The following is a 17,039-nucleotide window of genomic DNA, read 5'->3' as shown; positions in this document are numbered from 1 at the left end:
TAAATTGCTTGCTATGCAAAAAGTTGTTGCCAATGCTGATGAAGCCATTGCCGACATTCAGGATAATGCTACCATTATGCTGGGTGGATTCGGTTTATGTGGTATTCCTGAAAATTGTATCGCTGCCCTTGTACGCAAAGGTGTTAAAAATCTTACCTGTATCTCCAACAACGCCGGTGTCGATGACTTCGGATTAGGCTTACTTTTAAAGACCCGCCAGGTAAAAAAAATGATGAGCTCCTATGTAGGAGAGAACGCCGAATTTGAAAGGCAGTTGTTAACTGGTGAACTGGAGGTTGATCTTATACCCCAGGGTACACTGGCAACCCGTATTCAAATGGCTGGCATGGGCATACCTGCTTTTTATACTCCGGCTGGGTACGGAACCGAAATAGCCGAGGGAAAAGAAGTGCGTGAGTTCAATAATAAAATGCATTTGATGGAGCATGCGCTGTACGCCGATTTCTCCATTGTAAAGGCCTGGAAGGGCGATCGCTATGGCAACCTGGTATTCAGGAAAACAACCCGTAATTTCTCCACCTCTATAGCAAAGGCCGGTACAGTTACCATTGCCGAAGTTGAGCACCTTGTTGAGCCGGGTGAACTTGACCCCGATCATATTCATGTTGCCGGTATATATGTACATCGCCTGTTTCAGGGAACAAACTATGAGAAGCGCATTGAACGCAAAACGGTAAAGATCGAAGGGAAGTGAGCATACAGTCGCGAGTTATGAAGTTCAACGGAACTAAAAACTAAGAACTTAAAACTAAAAACTACATGGCTTTAGATAAATACGGTATAGCAAAACGCATTGCGCAGGAGTTACGTGATGGTATGTACGTAAACCTGGGCATTGGCATTCCCACCTTAGTGGCAAACTATATACCCGATGGCATAACCATTATGCTACAATCAGAAAACGGTATTCTGGGCATGGGTCCTTACCCAATTGAAGAAGAAATAGATGCCGATCTTATTAATGCCGGAAAAGAAACGGTTACCGTAATACCTGGCGGCGCCTTTTTTGATAGTGCAGAAAGCTTTGGTATGATTCGCGCGGGCAAGGTTGACCTTACGGTACTTGGCGCCATGGAAGTATCGGAGAACGGTGATATTGCCAATTGGAAAATACCTGGTAAAATGGTGAAGGGTATGGGAGGCGCTATGGACCTGGTGGCCAGCGCAAAAAATATTATTGTGGCTATGATGCATACCAACCCCAAGGGTGAATCGAAATTACTACCTGCCTGTACCTTGCCTTTAACCGGTGTGAAGTGTGTAAAACGTATAGTATCTGAATTGGCGGTGCTCGATGTATTGCCCCAGGGCGGCTTTAAGTTAATTGAGCGGGCGCCGGGAATAAGCGTTGAAGAAATTCGCAATAAAACATTAGGCAAACTTGTTATTGAAGGCGACATACCGGAAATGTCAATTAGCTAATGTGATAATTAGCTAATGTGATAATGAAATACAAGGGAATGGGTTAATATTTTATTTTGAAGGGTGGCCTGGTAGAGATTGGCGGAAGTGGAGGCGGCGCTTCTTCTATCTTATTGTTGTCTTCTTTATTGTTTTTTCCCGCCATAGTAGCTGCCACAATAAAGAACGCCATTCGTAACATATCGGCAATAGTAATGATCATTTCTTTTTCCTGTTGTATTTGTAAGGGCAGGCCTGTTGGGTTGCCGGCTACCGCTTCCATAAGCACTACCATTCCGTTATAACACAATAAGCCACCCGCGATCCAGAAACCGGGTTCATTAGCTATCATTATTTGCCGGTTGCTAATGAGCTGATACAGGGTTACAATTGCCAATACGGTAAGCAGGCTACTTTGTATTAATGTGATAATACCGGCATAAGCCGCTATGCCTTTTAACGCATAAATAGTTATGATCACTGAAAGAAATGATACCAGCCCCATTTTCATCAGGTCTTTTGTTTGGGCCGAGGTCATCAGTAATTTGAATAAATAAAATGCGAGGGTAAATTCTGCCAGCTTGAAGGCAGTTTGTAATGCGGCAACACCGGGTTGTATAAAGTAAAGAGTGAGGTATTGAAGAAACACAAAAAGACAGAGAGCCCTAAGTACGTTAAGTATGGCTGAAACAGTTACTTTACGAACAAAGAGAATGTACACGGGTAGTAATGACAGTAGCATTACTACCAGCGGAAGGGCAATAAATATACTTCCACCGGTTTTTACCATGGTCAAACAGTTCAGGGCCAAACCGGTTCTTCATAGGGGGCGATGGTGTTCTTAACGCTGTTAAGGGTATCAACATAATGCCGGCTGTTATTCGTTATACAAATTACATTTCATCCCTGGTTAAGGGTTGCCGGGAGTTTAATCAATCAGGTTATTTTTAACTGCAAAAAATACCAGGCCTGCCGTGTTCTTTGCTCCAAAACGTTCCATCAATCGGTCTTTGATGGCTTCAACAGTACGCGGACTCACCTCTAATTTTTGTGCAATTTCATGGGCGGTAAACTCCATGCAAATATATTTTATCACATCGCGTTCGCGGTCGCTCAGGGTTATTTCATTGTTTAAGCTTGGTACAACTTTTACCCGGGCGTGTGATTTTTTTAAAAGGATCCTGTTTACAAAGTTATTCAGGTAGTACCCCTTGCTCATAACCTCCATTATTGCTTTCTTTATTTCGGAGGGGTCTGCACTTTTAAGTAGGTAACCATTAGCGCCAATTTCCATCATATGGCTCACAAACCTTTCATCTTCATACATGGTGAGGGCTATAACGTGGATGTTGGGATACTGGCGGGCGATAACTTTAGTGGTTTCAATGCCGTCTTTTAAAGGCATACGTAAATCCATTAAAATAACATCGGGTTGTTCAGGGGCAGTTGGTAAGTTATCCAACAGTTCCTGACCGTTTTCTGCTTCGAGTACGAATTTTATGTTTGTATAAGGCCTTAACGACAATATTACTCCTTTACGGAATATTTTGTGGTCATCAGCTATAGCCACTTTTATAGGTCCCATCTGTTTATGATATTGGCAAAACTAAATTACTAAAAATCTTCAGTGTTTAGGCATTCAGGGGGTATTGCATCCGTACGTTAGTATAAACACTTAATCCGCCCCACTAATTTACGTTAGTAGCCCTTATCAAAATATGAACCAATTATTTATATCTGTGGTGCTACCGGTTCTTCCTCTACGCGGGGAATTTCGATAGTAACCTTATAATACGTTTGTGAAATATCCTTTTCGAAATAAATGCGTCCATGCAGGAGTTTCAACCTGCTTTGAATATTCTTTAAACCCAGGCCCACATTGCTTTTATTCAGTTTATCAAAATCGGCCTGGGTAATACCCCGGCCGTCGTGATGGAGGCGAATATACAATTTATTACCACTCAGGTTCTGGGTAAGGTGAATAAAACTGGCATTACTGTGTTTCAATATGTTGTTTACCAGCTCCTGTATCACCCTAAAGATGATCAGCTCCTGGTCTGCGTGCAGGCGTTCGCGGTAATCGTGAAAACGGCAGCTGGCATTCATACTACCCGAGCCGCTGATCTTTTGAAAAAGGTCGTTCACGGCCGATTCTAACCCAAAGTTCTTAAGGGTAGGGGGCATCAGGCTATGCGAAATATTACGAATGAGTTGAATGGTATCATCAATGATCTGTTTGGCATTGTAGATACTCTGCAGTTGGGTTGTTTTGTCGAGGTTTACCAGGTTTTCGTTCAGGTACAACCGCGCAGTGGCCAGTAGGGGGCCCGCATCATCGTGCAGGTCGGCGGCAATGCGTTGCCTTTCTTCTTCCTGCAGGCGAATAGAAGCATTGAGCAACATTTTTTGTTGTTCCTGCTCCATATGCTGCAACTGCATTTGATAGCGGATCACCTTTCGTTGGTGAAAAATAATAAAAACAATGAGGCCAATGGTGAGTACCAGCATACCTATTGTACCAAAGTAAAGTACCATAGGGAACTGACTGGTGCCATGATTGGCTTGCAGCAAGATCATTAGTATGTGAGAAGCGGGGTTTATAATGGGTTAAATGGGGTTTTAAAAAAATTATCATATGAGGACGACAGGCTGGAGCTGTTTTTATCCTTTGCTTCTCTCCGCGAAAAAGCTATGCTAAAGAAAATGTTTTTAATGGTATTAAAGATGAATGGGATGAACCAAAATTTTACCCGGTCATCTCTATCCAGATTATCAGCGAAGGTATATATAAAAAAAGACCCCGCTAAATACACCAGGAAACCAAGAATAATCCAGAACATGGAGGTATTATATATAAATAGCACTCTGGGTTTGTTTATTTGCTCGAACAGATAATAAAGGGAAAACGTAAAGATCAATATTGATTCACAGGCTACTGGTACCGAATCGAAAAAATTCCATTTTGTGGTAAAGAAGTAATAGCAGATAAATATAATAAACAGTGTTGAAACTGCAGCAATGACTTTTTTAAACTGCCGGTTGTCAATGATAAGCCAGATAAAAAAGCTGAAAAGGAAAAATTCAACCAATGTGTATGTACTAAGCAAAAGTCTCGTTGTGCTTTTATTGGCCAGGTAAAGTAATATTATATCATTTAAGAAAGAGTAAATAGAGTAAATAAAGATTACCCATAATTCCTTCCTTTTTGTATGCCTTAAAAAGGCGAGAAAGAGAATTACGGGTAATAATGAAGAAAATGTACTGATATGTATGAAATAACTCTCTATATCAGGCTATTTACCTCAAATATAGAGATTCAGGTTTATTTAATCAATATTAAAAAACCAGTCGTCGCCGAAACATGGATCGTCGCCAGAAGGCACAGCTCTGTCGGCAACAATACCTTTTTCAGTTTGAAGTTGAGCATCAGTTGTAACTACAGAATAGTTAACCAGTTGTTTTCCATTTTGATCGAGGCCTACGTAAACCAGGGTTTTTTGGCCCATTTCGTTGATGGCATTGAAGAACTGAATACCAGCGCAACCGGGTTGAGCCAGAATTTGGCTAAGGATCTCTTTTCCAACGATGAATGCTTTAACATCGTTCGGGTGAGCCTTGCGGTAGTTGCTAACAAGTTCAGCGCCTAATTCGTGAGTAATTTCTTCACCAATGGTAGCAATGTTACATTTAGTGGTGAGTTTCGTCTGCATCATAGTAGTAAGTTTTTAGAGGTTGTAAATAGTGGTTCCGGTTAGTAAGAAACCTCCAAAAAAAAAGATATACAACGGGTTGCGTGCAGGCATAAATGGTGTAATTTTGCCCGGAATGCTCTACGGGCCTGCGTTTCGGGGAAATTTACTAGGAAATATTACGATTTAAAATGGGGGAAAATTTCTCGTAGTTTACCGTATATTTACTATAGTGAAAGTTCGTGTGACTTCCGTTTACAGGACGTTTGTTCACAAATGTGGATAAGTGAAAATGCTTAAGTTATGCAGAATTAATGCTTAAGTAGTGTTCGGATTTTAAAAACGGGGCGCAGTTTGTAGCAGCTCTTGCAAAAAATTTCCTTTTCTTATTTACGGCTAACAAGATTGCAAATACAACTGATCAAAACAGTGATCAACTGTACTATATTTTTTACAAGGGTATGATTTCGTTTTGTAGGATGAGGTGGTTATTTGAAACAGGTGTGAATGATACAAAAAGAAGAAGTTGACTGATATTGGATTTGACAGGCGGCATTCATAAGATCGTTGGAAATTATTTTTTAGGACGGTAATCAGAATATTGGATGTTTTAAGGTTGCCATTCCTTACCAATCAACTTCTGAACAAAAGTAGTAGGCCACCCGCCAGTTCGCAATAGCGGAATTGCTCTTTTTTAAAAATTCGGGATTTACCGGTAAACACGTAAAAGCGTCGTAGGTAAAACTGGTACAATTTCTATTGATCCTGGTAAACTAACGTTTACAAAGTGAGTGGAATCGTTTTTTTATACGATATTGCCTGAAGGTTAAGGCCCCGCTAAGATCATACATTGATCGAGGGGTTAAGCGGTAGGGCGTATTGTACCAAAAACGGAACAACTTATAACCCATTAATAAGCCAACCTTACCCATTATGAGCACTGAACTGGTTATTAAAGTAGCACTTGCCGACGATCATAAGATATTTCGCGACGGCATTAAGATGGCTTTGAAAGGTAAAGAGTACCTGAAGATCCTTTGGGAAGCCGAAGACGGTAAAGATCTGATGCATAAGATGCAGATCAAAAAACCTGATGTTTTGTTGATGGATATTCGTATGCCCGAAGTAGATGGGGTGAACGCTATTGGTATACTGCGTAAGGAATACAGTGATGTAAAGATCGTTGTACTTACTATGTACGATGAACAGGAAATGATCACCAAGATGATGGAAATGGGCGCCAATGCTTACCTCACCAAAACCTCTGACCCTGAAGAGATATATCAGGCTATACTTACCTGCATGAATGATGACTTTTACTTTAATGATCTTGTTAATAAAGCTGTACTATCGAAACTGCAAACCAAGAAACAGGTACGGCAGTTTTACCCCAATCCCATAAAATTCTCCGAAAAAGAAATTCGCATACTAAAGCTGCTGGCTGCAGATAAAACCACCGAGGAAATTTCAAAAGAAGTGTTCCTCAGCCCCCGCACTATTGAAACCATTCGCCAGAATATGAAATCAAAAGTGGGCGCCAAAACCATTGCCGGTCTTATTATGTACGGCATGCGCAATAAACTCATTGATTAATAATGAATACTGAATGTTGAATTTCCAATGTTGAAGTAAAATCCCCTTCTACATTCATCATTTAATATTGGATATTCAATATTTAAAAGCTCACCAGCCCATGCCGTATGGCATACATGGCCAATCCTACCCTGCTTTTTACATCTAAACGATTGAATAACTGATCGCGCAATGCATCAACCGCCCGTGGGCTAAGCTGCATTTCAACAGCTATTTCTTTATACGTCAACTCTGAACAACTTAGTTTCAGAAATTGCAGTTCCTGCGTATTCAACAGGTTCTTTTTTTGCGAAAGATCTTCCAGCGTATTACGGAACAGGTTTACCAATTTGCCGGTAACATTATGTGAGTAGTAGTAACCCGATTCCATAACCGACCTGATGGCGAATTTTAATTCATCGGGGTGAACATCTTTTTTCAGAAAGCCCCGTACGCCTGCCTGTAATAGCCTGATGAGTGTAAGGTCGGTATCGTACATAGTGAGCATCAATACATGTATGTTGGGGTAATGCTTTGTTAACCAAACTGAAGTATCGTGACCATCGAGCAGGGGCATATTGAGATCGAGTATAAGTACATCGGGTATTTGATTGCTTTTGATCTTGGTAAGCGTTTCCTGTCCGTTCGATGCAGTAAAGATCACCTTGCAATTATCGAACGTGTTTATTAATGATGCCAGGGCATCGCGTAAAAGAATATGGTCATCGGCCAATGCTACCTGTATGGGAGAATCCTGATTGATCATAATAATATATCGGTCAAAGTCGCTTTAAAATTGTGCTCTTATTAATAAGGTATTTTCAATAGTACCGTAGTGCCTTTACCCGGAAAACTGTTTATCTGACAGCTGCCATCGATATATGCAGCCCGTTTAACAATGTTCATTAATCCTGTGCCCTTGCCGCCCTGGCCATCAGTAGGCCTGCGCGAGAAGCCCACGCCATCATCACTCAATTCAATTTCAACCTGGTTGCTTTGATAATGCAACAACAACGTAATTGCGGTTGCTTCGGCATGTTTTATACAGTTGTTCAATACTTCCTGTATGATCCTGAATATTACCAGTTCTTTTTGGGTTTTCATATACACCGGCGAGCCGGTAACATCGTACCGTATATTGTATATACCCAGTTTTTGAATTTTATTTATTTCCAGTTCAAGCGCTTTCAGTAATCCATTCTCTTCAATAAAGCCCGTATGCAATGCCTTGGAAATATAACTCAGATCTTCAATTGCCCGTGAAATAAAATTTATTGACCCAACTACTTTTTCTTGTGAGTGGGCTGTATTGTTCCAGTCAATGGTATTCAGGTTCAGTTTGGCAAGCGTAAGTGAAAGCCCGATGTTGTCGTGTATTTCGCGCGAGATGCTTTGAAAGGTTTGTTCCTGTATTTCGAGCTGGGTAGTAAGTAAGGTTTTTTCGAAATCAGATTTCAGCACTTCAAGTCCTTTTTGATAAGAGATATGCCGGCGTTGATACAGGAATAAAATGAATACAATAAAAAAGATGAGGATGAGAATAAACAGGCTGGTTATAATGATAAATATAATAATGTTATGTTTCTCCCCGGGCATATGCTGCTGGCTTGGTTAATTACATGTTTGTAACAAAGAAAATTAATGACTCACACATATTCTACCGTACAACTACTGATTTTACGATAGGATTGAGCGATCGTTAGCGGCATGGAATAGAATGACTTATCAAATTCAGTAAGCAGGTTGTCAATATTCAGCTTGATGAGGGCCATTAATAAAGTAAATTGCGGCCCTTAAACTAAGCTGATTTTTAAATTAAGAAATGTGAAAAAGCACAATACGTACTGTTGTTTTTCACACTAATATTGGATTTGCATTATATATTTAATTTTTTAGAAGAGTATGCAGGCGCCGGTTTCATATAAATTATTACGGCAACAACTTTGGTTGTCGGCTCACAGGTGTGTTTTTTGGGAAGAAGAGAAAGCATTGATCGTTTCGGACCTGCACTTTGGCAAAACCGGGCACTTCCGTAAATCGGGCATTGCTGTGCCCCAAGCTGTATATAAAGAAGATCTGCAACGGCTGGTACATTTAATACAATATTTTCAACCACAACAATTGATAGTGGTGGGCGATCTGTTTCATAGTCATCAAAATAAAGAACTGGAGCTTTTTCAGCGTTGGCGCGAAGATTTTTCGGGCCTGCCCATACATTTGGTGAAGGGTAACCACGACATTCTTCACGAAAACTGGTACCGCCAATGTGCTATTCATGTGGCCGATGAAGAATTGCATATAGGTGAGTTCAGGTTCAGGCACGACCTCGATGATGTGGCGCCCCGCAGAAGAGAATATTTTTTTTCGGGCCATATTCATCCCGGTGTTCGTATCAGGGGCGCGGCTAAACAATCGTTGAGCTTTCCCTGTTTTTATTTTGCGAAAGACTTTTGTGTGTTGCCTGCATTTAGCCGTTTTACCGGCATTGCCCTGGTGCAACCCGATTATGAGGAAAATGTATTTGCTATAGTGAACGATCATATTGTACAGTTACAATGAACCCAACGCCGCCTTTATTGAAAATAGCATTTGATCCTATTTATGCGCACCCGTTGCCCGAAGGGCACCGGTTTCCCATGCTTAAATACGAATTGATCCCCGAGCAATTATTATACGAAGGAACCATTACCCCAAACAATTTATTTACACCGTCTGCCTGTGCCGATGAAGTGGTGTTGTGGACGCACGATAAGGAATATGTTCAACGATTGCATCAGCAAACATTATCGGCACGTGAACAACGGCATATTGGGTTTCCGCAATCGCCCCAGCTTACCCGCCGGGAGTTTGTGATAACCCAGGGTACCATCGATTGCTGTCATTTTGCAATGGAGCATGGAGTTGCCCTTAATGTAGCCGGTGGTACACATCATGCTTTTGCCAATAGAGGAGAAGGGTTTTGTTTGTTGAACGATTTTGGTGTAGCGGCTAACTACTTACTTAAAAAAGGCCTTGCACATAAGATCATCATAATTGACCTCGATGTTCATCAGGGAAATGGCACGGCCAGTTTGTTTGAAAAAGAACCGCGGGTGTTTACCTTTAGTATGCATGGGGCACATAACTATCCGTTCCATAAGGAAAAAAGTGACCTTGATATTGGTCTCAATGATGGTACTGATGATAAACTTTATTTAAGTCTGCTTCAAAATACCCTACATACTTTGCTCGATCAGCTGCAACCAGATTTTGCATTTTATTTATCGGGGGTAGATATTTTATCGACCGATAAATTCGGTAAACTGAACGTGAGTATAGCGGGCTGCAAACAGCGCGATGAAATGGTGCTCGCTCAGTTGAAAGCAAAACGAATTCCCTGTGTGGTAGCCATGGGCGGAGGTTATTCACCAGATATTAAAACAATTGTTGAAGCGCATTGCAATACGTTTAGGGCGGCTAAGGACATTTTTAGTTGGTGAGTTGTTACATAGATACTGCAAGGGAGTTGCTATGGAGTAACCATGGAGTTGCCATGGTGCTGCCAGCTGGTTGAATCGCTATAAGGTCGCTATAACATCGCTATAAGGTCGCTATAAGGTCGCTGTAAGGTCTCTATAAGGTCATAGGGAAAATTCCCCCCAACAATTAATAACGAGTGCCGACCCCTATACTCACTTTTTATTCTTCATTCTTATACCGAGCTGCTGATAATTTAAGAAATAAATAAACCTAATAGTAAACTCATTGCCATGCGGCATGCTGAACATTCGGTGAATATTGGTTAAATAGAAGCTGTATACAATGCCATTGATGGCAGTTTCATAGTCTTTGCCCAGCCAGTTCTTCCAGCCAAGAATTAACCGGCTGCCTAACCGAAAATCCCAGGTATAAAACACATCTAAATTAAAGGCATTGTAATTTATATTGTATTTGGGAGGCAGCAGATCTGTTCTTTCCGTCCAGGAGCCATCGGTTTGAATATTATACAGGTTGGTGTTAAACAGGTTGTTCCAAAAGTGGCGGGCCCTGAAGGTAAGGTTCATACGCGAAGTGAAATTGTACACACCACTAAAAACCGTTGTTACATCGGCATATTTGCGCCGGGCCAGTATAGGCGATTTGGTAACCGGATCGCGAACGAACGCATAGCCAAACTGGCCATTATCATATTGGCGTCTGTAACTCAGTTCAAGCATCAGCCGGTCGCTGAACCGGTAGCGAACAGCGCCCTGAAGTGCATAGAACGGATCGTTGGGCAACGGCCCTTCGGCACCACCTATAAGCCAGCTTACGATCAGGGGGTTGCGGTTATCGGTACTGCCATCGATAAACAGACTGTAGTAAGACGAGCGTTTTAATGGTTGCCGTGGGGTTTCGAACAAACTCGATGGTGTTTGCATTTCAAAGAAATCGTTGAACCACCGTGGGGCAACATCGGCGCTTAGTGAAAGGCTCCAAAAGTTTTTTAATAACCACGAAGCGGAGGCTTCAATATTTGTTTTTTGCCAGGTAAATGGTTTAAACAGGTAATCCTGCCTGTACGCGACTTTATACACCTGGTTTAAAAAACACCGGTTGGCCTGGTAAATATTATAACTTACTGCCGCCGTATTTGAAAAAGCGTTTGGTGATAACTGAAAGCCCAGATCGTTGGGATCATATTGCGCCGAGCGTAATTCATTAGTAAAGGAATACTGTAGTTTGCCGCTTACTTTTCCTGCTTCAAAAAAATTGGCAAACCCATCATAGCGGCCCAGGCCTTCGTATACCACACTATACCGGGGTTTTATCATCAGTCCAAACCGGTTGGCTTTATCGTACAATGCCACATCTACAGCTGTAACATTGGCATCGCGTTCATAACCGTTGCGCAGCACATTGGTATTGGTAAGGGTTATATACGAACGGTTCTTTAATGCCTGGTCCAGCACAATAATATTGTAGTTGGTAAGGGGCTCGGTTGTTACTGTTGAATCTTTGCCTGTGTAGCGGTTACGTAGTTTGGCTTTGACATTTTCGGTAACGGCGTTAAAGATACCAATACCCAGTTTATTGCCTGTTCGCCCCGAAAACTTAACGGCATTATATAACCGGGTTACCGATGGGTTCTTCAGTAATTGATAACCATCTAATTCCCCTGAAGTTATTTTGTCCTGTATTGAGTCATAGTAGTCGGGCATTTTACCAATACGGCGCGAATAAAAGATGCCGGCTTTATTGAACAGTTCTGTGCCTTCGGTGAAGAAGGGGCGGTTTTCGCGAAACCTTATTTCAAACGGGCTTAGGTTGTTCACTACATTATCCGAGATCACCTGGCCAAAATCGGGTATTAAGGTGGCGTCGAGGGTAAAGCTTTCGTTAATACCAAATTTAACATCCATACCACCACTTTTCAATGTTTCATATTGCTGGGTACTGTTAATGTGTGGTGTTTGGCGATAGCCTCCGCTTACGTAGGGCGAAAAGCTAAGGCGTAAGGGCGGCACCAGGTTATTAAGGCCTGAAATATTGCCAAACTGGTTGGCAAAGCCATTTACGGCCGGGTTAACAGAATTCCAGAAAGAGGTTTCATTAAACCGGCGGCTAAAACGCATGAACTGTATGCCCCAGTCGTTTTCGGTTTTGCGCGAGAAGCGAATTGAAAAAAGCGGTATACGCATTTCAACTATCCAGCCATCGGTGCGCATTCCTACTTTACTATTCCACACCGCATCCCAGGTTACATCGCCATAAGCTCCATCTTCACCAGAGTAACTGGCGCTTACCCGTGCATCTGTTTGAACATTACGGGCGGTTACCAAAAACTGAAAAGCATTTTGCCGGTCTTTATATGTATCTAAGAAAACAGAGAAGAAGTCAACGTTCGCCCGTTGCTGATTATCGCGGGTTGTGTATTGTTGCCGTATTTCAGCAGGGTCATCGTATAAGTATGCGCCAATGTAAATGGCGTTATTATCATACACAACCTTTACAGCAGTTTTTACTGATGCGGGGTCGCCAAACACGGGTGTATTGGTAACAAAGTCGAAAGCTATGGGTGCCTGTTGCCAGGCGGCATCATCGAGGCTGCCATCAATGCGGGGCGCCTGGGCAACCTGTATGGCCTGCGTTCGTTTGGGCTGAGCATAAAGCCCGGCATAGGCAATTAGTGGTAATATAACAACCAGCCTTTTAAGCATAGGTTATTTTAAGGGGGGCAAAAATAGCCGAATTTAGATTTTGAACCAGAGTCATAAAAAAATACATACACTAACATCATCACTCGCCTGGTGATTGGTAGTCATTCTAATGTTTCATTGAATTTTACGCGCAGGCGGATTAACATACCTTTTTTTGCTAACCATTTTAAAGGGAAAGAATATGTATGGCAAATTACTGGCGGGAATGTCTGGTCGCGCGTAGACAGCCCTTGAATTATTTCCCAAGATAAGAAGTCGTGGCAAATTTGGCAAGGAAATAGTTGCCTGTGAGGGTTTTATTGTACCAACAATCGGGGAGAAGTTATTACTGCAAAGCGAAGACTGGCTGGGCAGATAGCCATTAAGCATGGCTCAGATTGAATGTGACCGGGATCAATCTGGGATTAGCGTCTCGTGAAAGTCCCTTTCAACAACCGGCATACGCCTATTAATTAGGCGTATGCCGGTTGTTGAAAGACTAATTTATTTTCTTCTTTAAATAGCTTACCTGTTCCTGTAATGTATTTACCACATTGGCAAGCTGGTTTACATTCCAGTGTGGTTGGGCGTTGGCTTTACCCAATATCATGGCAGCTTTCCATACTTCAATTATGTCTTCGCCATTTACCTGGTAGGGTTGGTAAGTGGGGTTATCGCTTACAAGTGTGTATTTGTTCTTTGAGCGATTGTTCTTCATTACCCTTTTGTACACAATGCCTTCATTGCGCGATACTACTATATATGTAAAGTTGTTCTTTACATCGTTGATGTCATCTACTTTTTCGCCCACAATAATTGAACCGCTTGGGGTGGGCAGCATAGAGTCTCCCACTATCTCAAATGCGCGGTACTGGCCCGGGGCCAGCATAGGCAATGTGAAGGTGTTCAGTTCATCAATAAATTCAGGATCGGCATAGCCGGCCAGATAACCGGCCGCAGCTTTTACCGGTACAAATTGTATCTCATTAGTGCCTGCCGCCAGCTTTTGCGCTCGTCGTTTGGCGAGGTAGTTACCTTTGGTATCTGCCAGATCTTTCAGCAACAGCTCATCGAGCGTGAGCTTAAACATTTCACCAACTGTTTCCAGTACTTCAATGCGAGGCTCTGCCCGCTCTTCTTCATAAGCGCCCAGTAGTGAACGTTTGATCTGCAATTTGGTGGCAAACTCTTCCTGGGTCCACCCGCGCAGTTTGCGAAGGTATTTCAGATTTTTACCGGCAGTAGACATAGACTAATAAGTTTAGCGCTAAAATACTAATTATTTTATCATTGCGCGCTAAAATGGTCATTAAAATTTCATTTGGAGCGTATTATTTAGCTATTATATCTTTGCACATGGCAACAAGAAATAGTGCTCCACAGAAGAAATCCCCCAATTCAAGTAAGTTTTTTGGTGAAGGCTTAACGTTTGACGACGTTTTACTGGTTCCCGCTTATTCGCAGGTACTGCCCCGAGATGTAGAAATCCGCACCTGGCTTACCAAATCTATTCAATTGAATATTCCCATGTTATCGGCCGCCATGGACACGGTAACGGAAGCCAATCTGGCCATTGCCCTGGCCCGTGAAGGCGGTTTGGGTATTCTGCACAAGAATATGAGCATTGAAAAGCAGGTTGAGCAGGCACGGAAAGTGAAAAGAAGTGAAAGCGGCCTTATCCTCGAGCCCATTACTTTACACGAAGACGCTACTATTGGCGATGCCCAGCGGTTGATGAAAGAAAATCGCATTGGTGGTATTCCCATTGTTGATAATAATAAGAAGCTGGTTGGTATTTTAACCAATCGCGATCTGCGTTTTGAAACTGATAACAAACGCATTGTAAGTGAGGTAATGACCCGCGAAAACCTCATTACCGCTCCCGAAGGCACCAACCTTAAAAAAGCGGAAAAAATTTTACAACAGCATAAGATCGAAAAGCTGCCGATAGTTAAAAAAGACGGTACCTTGTTTGGGCTGATCACCTATCGCGACATTCTGCAGGTGCAAAATTACCCCAATGCAGTAAAGGATTCAAATGGTCGTTTACTGGTTGGCGCAGCGCTGGGTATTACCCGCGACCTGCTCGATCGTGCCGCAGCCTTACAACAAATAGGGGTAGATGTGGTGTGTTTGGATAGTGCACACGGTCATAGCAAAGGTGTTATTGATGCATTGAAAACCCTGAAAAAGAACTTTAAAAAACTACAGGTCATTTCTGGTAACGTAGGTACGGCAGCAGGTGCAAAAGCTTTAGCCGAAGCTGGCGCCGATGCGGTGAAGGTTGGTATTGGTCCCGGTTCTATATGTACAACACGTATAGTTGCTGGTGCTGGTGTTCCACAGATCACTGCCATTATGGAAGCTGCTTCTGTACTGCATAAAATGGGTATTCCATTAATCGCAGATGGTGGTATTCGCTACACTGGCGATATGGTAAAGGCCCTGGCTGCCGGTGCAAACCTGGTAATGATGGGTAGCATTTTTGCAGGTACCGAAGAAAGCCCTGGCGAAACCATAATTTACGAAGGAAGAAAATTCAAACAATATCGCGGTATGGGATCTCTGGGTGCTATGAGCCAGGGTAGTGGCGACAGATACTTCCAGGATGTGGAGGCCGATATTAAAAAATATGTACCCGAAGGTATCGAAGGCCGGGTAGCATTTAAAGGAAGCTTAAGTGAGATCGTTTATCAATATGTAGGTGGCCTTAGATCGGGTATGGGTTATTGTGGCGCCAAAGATATCAAAGCCTTACAGCAGGCTCAGTTTGTACGCATTACCAATGCCGGTATTAAAGAAAGCCACGCGCACGATATTGATATTACCAAAGAAGCGCCGAATTATAGCAGAAGATAGATTCTGTAACATGTTACAAGTTACAGGTTACAGGGCTGCTATTTCTCCTGAAACTTGTAACCTGAAACTTGTAACTTGTATTTTTAAATTCTTGCCGATGAAGCTAAAGCTCCGTTGCATTTTATTGTTTCTTTTTCCGTTCTTCTGTTTAACGGTTGTAGCCCAATCCGGTTCAAGTCGTTTGCGCATTAGTTTACTTACCTGCAGCCCCGGTGCTGAATTATATACCACATTTGGACATACTGCCATTAGAGTTACCGATAGTGTAAGCGGTAGAGATATGGTGTATAATTATGGCACCTTCGATGATCGCGATCCCCGGTTTTATGTAAGGTTCACTGAAGGAATAATGGTGTATTCCCTGTCAAACTATTCCTTTCAGGATTTCCTGGCCGAATACCAATACGAGCAACGGTATGTTTTTGAGCAGAACCTGAACCTTACCAACGAAGAAAAACAGCGCTTATATGCCGCCCTTCGCGAAAATGCACGGGGGCAGAACCGATATTATAATTATTATTTTCATACCGATAACTGTACCACCCGCGCCCGCGATATAATTGTACAGAAGTCGGGCGCCCCGGTAGTTTTTAATAATATTTTACCCTCAGCAATTCCTTCATACCGTAATTTAATTCATTCCTACCTCGATAAAGGCAACCAGCCCTGGAGCAAACTGGGTATCGACTTTTTATTGGGAAGTAATCTCGATAAAAAGGTTACCAATGAATCGGCCATGTTTTTGCCCGATTACCTGATGAAAGGCATTGACAGTGCAACTGTAAATGGAAGACCTTTGTTAGAACAAAAAAGCGTTGTGCTGGCAATTACGCCTGTATCCCCACCGGCTACTTTGTTCACCCCCATTTTTGTTTTCGCAGCTTTGTTCACTTTGATCACTTTGCTTTCGTTTAGCGACAATAAATTTGCGCGGGGTTTTCTGAATGTTTTTGATGCTGTCTTTTTTTTACTTCTGGGTATCCTCGGGCTGGTAATGGTAACCTTATGGGCCATACGCATTGATACTGTTTGCCAAAATAATTATAATCTTGGCTGGGCATTGCCAACGCACTTCTTTATTGCCTTTGTTGTGTATTTAAAAAGAAACTGGATACAGCAATACTTCAGAGTGGTATTTGTGCTTACGTTGTTATTTGCCATTTGCTGGTTGTTCATTCCGCAGAAAATAAATATGGCGGTATTGCCAATACTGGGTATCGTATTAGTTCGCAGTAATTTCCGTGGCAATCTTTTTAAAAAGAAATTAAAATCGAAAAATACCACCAATGTGGTCTTAAGTACTAATACAACGAATATAGAACTTAAGTAACTTCAGGGC

At 42.2% G+C, this 17,039-nt stretch carries 15 protein-coding genes; 7 read left to right on the top strand and 8 right to left on the bottom strand.

The window, feature by feature from the left end; all coding sequences use genetic code 11:
* The first annotated feature begins 13 nt into the window (after positions 1–13).
* Both GGD38_RS35915 and GGD38_RS35910 read left to right on the top strand, forming a co-directional pair.
* Entirely contained in the window at positions 14–715 is a 702-nt protein-coding gene (locus GGD38_RS35915; protein ID WP_375303657.1) for a CoA transferase subunit A, read from the top strand.
* Positions 716–780: 65 nt separating this feature from the next.
* A complete protein-coding gene (locus GGD38_RS35910; protein ID WP_375303958.1) occupies positions 781–1,443 on the top strand; it encodes a 3-oxoacid CoA-transferase subunit B in 663 nt (220 codons plus the stop codon).
* A 43-nt stretch (positions 1,444–1,486) separates the two neighbouring features.
* Here the strand turns inward: GGD38_RS35910 and GGD38_RS35905 are convergent, their stop codons facing one another.
* From GGD38_RS35905 to GGD38_RS35890, 4 genes are all read right to left on the bottom strand, one after another.
* Positions 1,487–2,212 (bottom strand): hypothetical protein, encoded by a 726-nt coding sequence (locus GGD38_RS35905; RefSeq protein WP_375303656.1) that lies wholly within the window; start codon positions 2,210–2,212, stop codon positions 1,487–1,489.
* Between the two features lie 138 nt (positions 2,213–2,350).
* A complete protein-coding gene (locus GGD38_RS35900) occupies positions 2,351–3,007 on the bottom strand; it encodes a response regulator transcription factor (protein WP_081167365.1) in 657 nt (218 codons plus the stop codon).
* Between the two features lie 146 nt (positions 3,008–3,153).
* Complete coding sequence (locus GGD38_RS35895) at positions 3,154–3,999, bottom strand: sensor histidine kinase (RefSeq protein WP_375303655.1); 846 nt, start codon at positions 3,997–3,999, stop codon at positions 3,154–3,156.
* Between the two features lie 749 nt (positions 4,000–4,748).
* A complete protein-coding gene (locus GGD38_RS35890; RefSeq protein ID WP_375303654.1) occupies positions 4,749–5,135 on the bottom strand; it encodes a hypothetical protein in 387 nt (128 codons plus the stop codon).
* A gap of 909 nt (positions 5,136–6,044) precedes the next feature.
* Between GGD38_RS35890 and GGD38_RS35885 the strand changes: the two genes are divergently transcribed.
* Complete coding sequence (locus tag GGD38_RS35885; RefSeq protein ID WP_375303653.1) at positions 6,045–6,704, top strand: response regulator; 660 nt, start codon at positions 6,045–6,047, stop codon at positions 6,702–6,704.
* Positions 6,705–6,786: 82 nt separating this feature from the next.
* Here the strand turns inward: GGD38_RS35885 and GGD38_RS35880 are convergent, their stop codons facing one another.
* Together GGD38_RS35880 and GGD38_RS35875 are read right to left on the bottom strand one after the other, a co-directional pair.
* Positions 6,787–7,449 carry a response regulator gene (locus GGD38_RS35880; protein ID WP_375303652.1) on the bottom strand — a complete coding sequence of 221 codons (663 nt, stop codon included), beginning with the start codon at positions 7,447–7,449 and terminating at the stop codon, positions 6,787–6,789.
* A 41-nt stretch (positions 7,450–7,490) separates the two neighbouring features.
* Entirely contained in the window at positions 7,491–8,279 is a 789-nt protein-coding gene (locus GGD38_RS35875) for a sensor histidine kinase (protein ID WP_375303651.1), read from the bottom strand.
* A 306-nt stretch (positions 8,280–8,585) separates the two neighbouring features.
* On the opposite strand from GGD38_RS35875, the gene pdeM reads away from it, so the two are divergent.
* Together pdeM and GGD38_RS35865 are read left to right on the top strand one after the other, a co-directional pair.
* Positions 8,586–9,242 carry a ligase-associated DNA damage response endonuclease PdeM gene (pdeM, locus tag GGD38_RS35870; protein ID WP_375303650.1) on the top strand — a complete coding sequence of 219 codons (657 nt, stop codon included), beginning with the start codon at positions 8,586–8,588 and terminating at the stop codon, positions 9,240–9,242.
* Positions 9,239–10,162, top strand: coding sequence for a histone deacetylase (locus GGD38_RS35865; RefSeq protein ID WP_375303649.1), 924 nt, complete (start codon positions 9,239–9,241; stop codon positions 10,160–10,162). Before pdeM ends, GGD38_RS35865 begins: the two co-directional genes overlap by 4 nt.
* 192 nt (positions 10,163–10,354) lie before the next feature.
* Here GGD38_RS35865 and GGD38_RS35860 read toward each other — a convergent pair whose 3' ends face one another.
* Together GGD38_RS35860 and GGD38_RS35855 are read right to left on the bottom strand one after the other, a co-directional pair.
* Positions 10,355–12,862, bottom strand: a complete 2,508-nt coding sequence (locus tag GGD38_RS35860; protein WP_375303648.1) for a DUF5916 domain-containing protein — start codon at positions 12,860–12,862, stop codon at positions 10,355–10,357.
* 478 nt (positions 12,863–13,340) lie between these two features.
* Positions 13,341–14,090 (bottom strand): XRE family transcriptional regulator, encoded by a 750-nt coding sequence (locus GGD38_RS35855; RefSeq protein WP_375303647.1) that lies wholly within the window; start codon positions 14,088–14,090, stop codon positions 13,341–13,343.
* A 107-nt stretch (positions 14,091–14,197) separates the two neighbouring features.
* Here GGD38_RS35855 and guaB point away from each other — a divergent pair, with 107 nt between their 5' ends.
* A complete protein-coding gene (gene guaB / locus GGD38_RS35850) occupies positions 14,198–15,700 on the top strand; it encodes an IMP dehydrogenase (protein ID WP_375303646.1) in 1,503 nt (500 codons plus the stop codon).
* 97 nt (positions 15,701–15,797) lie between these two features.
* Entirely contained in the window at positions 15,798–17,030 is a 1,233-nt protein-coding gene (locus tag GGD38_RS35845; RefSeq protein WP_375303645.1) for a DUF4105 domain-containing protein, read from the top strand.
* The last annotated feature ends 9 nt before the right edge of the window (positions 17,031–17,039 follow it).

The organism is Niastella sp. OAS944 (assembly GCA_024809215.1).
GTDB lineage: Bacteria > Bacteroidota > Bacteroidia > Chitinophagales > Chitinophagaceae > Niastella.
This window is presented reverse-complemented; position numbering and strand designations above follow the sequence as displayed.

Coding starts and splice junctions, on each gene's coding strand:
- GGD38_RS35855 (WP_375303647.1), bottom strand. CDS start 14,090: ATGTCTACTGCCGGTAAAAATCTGAAATACCTTCGCAAACTGCGCGGG.
- GGD38_RS35885 (WP_375303653.1), top strand. CDS start 6,045: ATGAGCACTGAACTGGTTATTAAAGTAGCACTTGCCGACGATCATAAG.
- GGD38_RS35860 (WP_375303648.1), bottom strand. CDS start 12,862: ATGCTTAAAAGGCTGGTTGTTATATTACCACTAATTGCCTATGCCGGG.
- GGD38_RS35875 (WP_375303651.1), bottom strand. CDS start 8,279: ATGCCCGGGGAGAAACATAACATTATTATATTTATCATTATAACCAGC.
- guaB (WP_375303646.1), top strand. CDS start 14,198: ATGGCAACAAGAAATAGTGCTCCACAGAAGAAATCCCCCAATTCAAGT.
- GGD38_RS35915 (WP_375303657.1), top strand. CDS start 14: ATGCAAAAAGTTGTTGCCAATGCTGATGAAGCCATTGCCGACATTCAG.
- GGD38_RS35910 (WP_375303958.1), top strand. CDS start 781: ATGGCTTTAGATAAATACGGTATAGCAAAACGCATTGCGCAGGAGTTA.
- GGD38_RS35880 (WP_375303652.1), bottom strand. CDS start 7,449: ATGATCAATCAGGATTCTCCCATACAGGTAGCATTGGCCGATGACCAT.
- GGD38_RS35895 (WP_375303655.1), bottom strand. CDS start 3,999: ATGATCTTGCTGCAAGCCAATCATGGCACCAGTCAGTTCCCTATGGTA.
- GGD38_RS35900 (WP_081167365.1), bottom strand. CDS start 3,007: ATGGGACCTATAAAAGTGGCTATAGCTGATGACCACAAAATATTCCGT.
- GGD38_RS35905 (WP_375303656.1), bottom strand. CDS start 2,212: ATGGTAAAAACCGGTGGAAGTATATTTATTGCCCTTCCGCTGGTAGTA.
- GGD38_RS35890 (WP_375303654.1), bottom strand. CDS start 5,135: ATGATGCAGACGAAACTCACCACTAAATGTAACATTGCTACCATTGGT.
- GGD38_RS35865 (WP_375303649.1), top strand. CDS start 9,239: ATGAACCCAACGCCGCCTTTATTGAAAATAGCATTTGATCCTATTTAT.
- GGD38_RS35845 (WP_375303645.1), top strand. CDS start 15,798: ATGAAGCTAAAGCTCCGTTGCATTTTATTGTTTCTTTTTCCGTTCTTC.
- pdeM (WP_375303650.1), top strand. CDS start 8,586: ATGCAGGCGCCGGTTTCATATAAATTATTACGGCAACAACTTTGGTTG.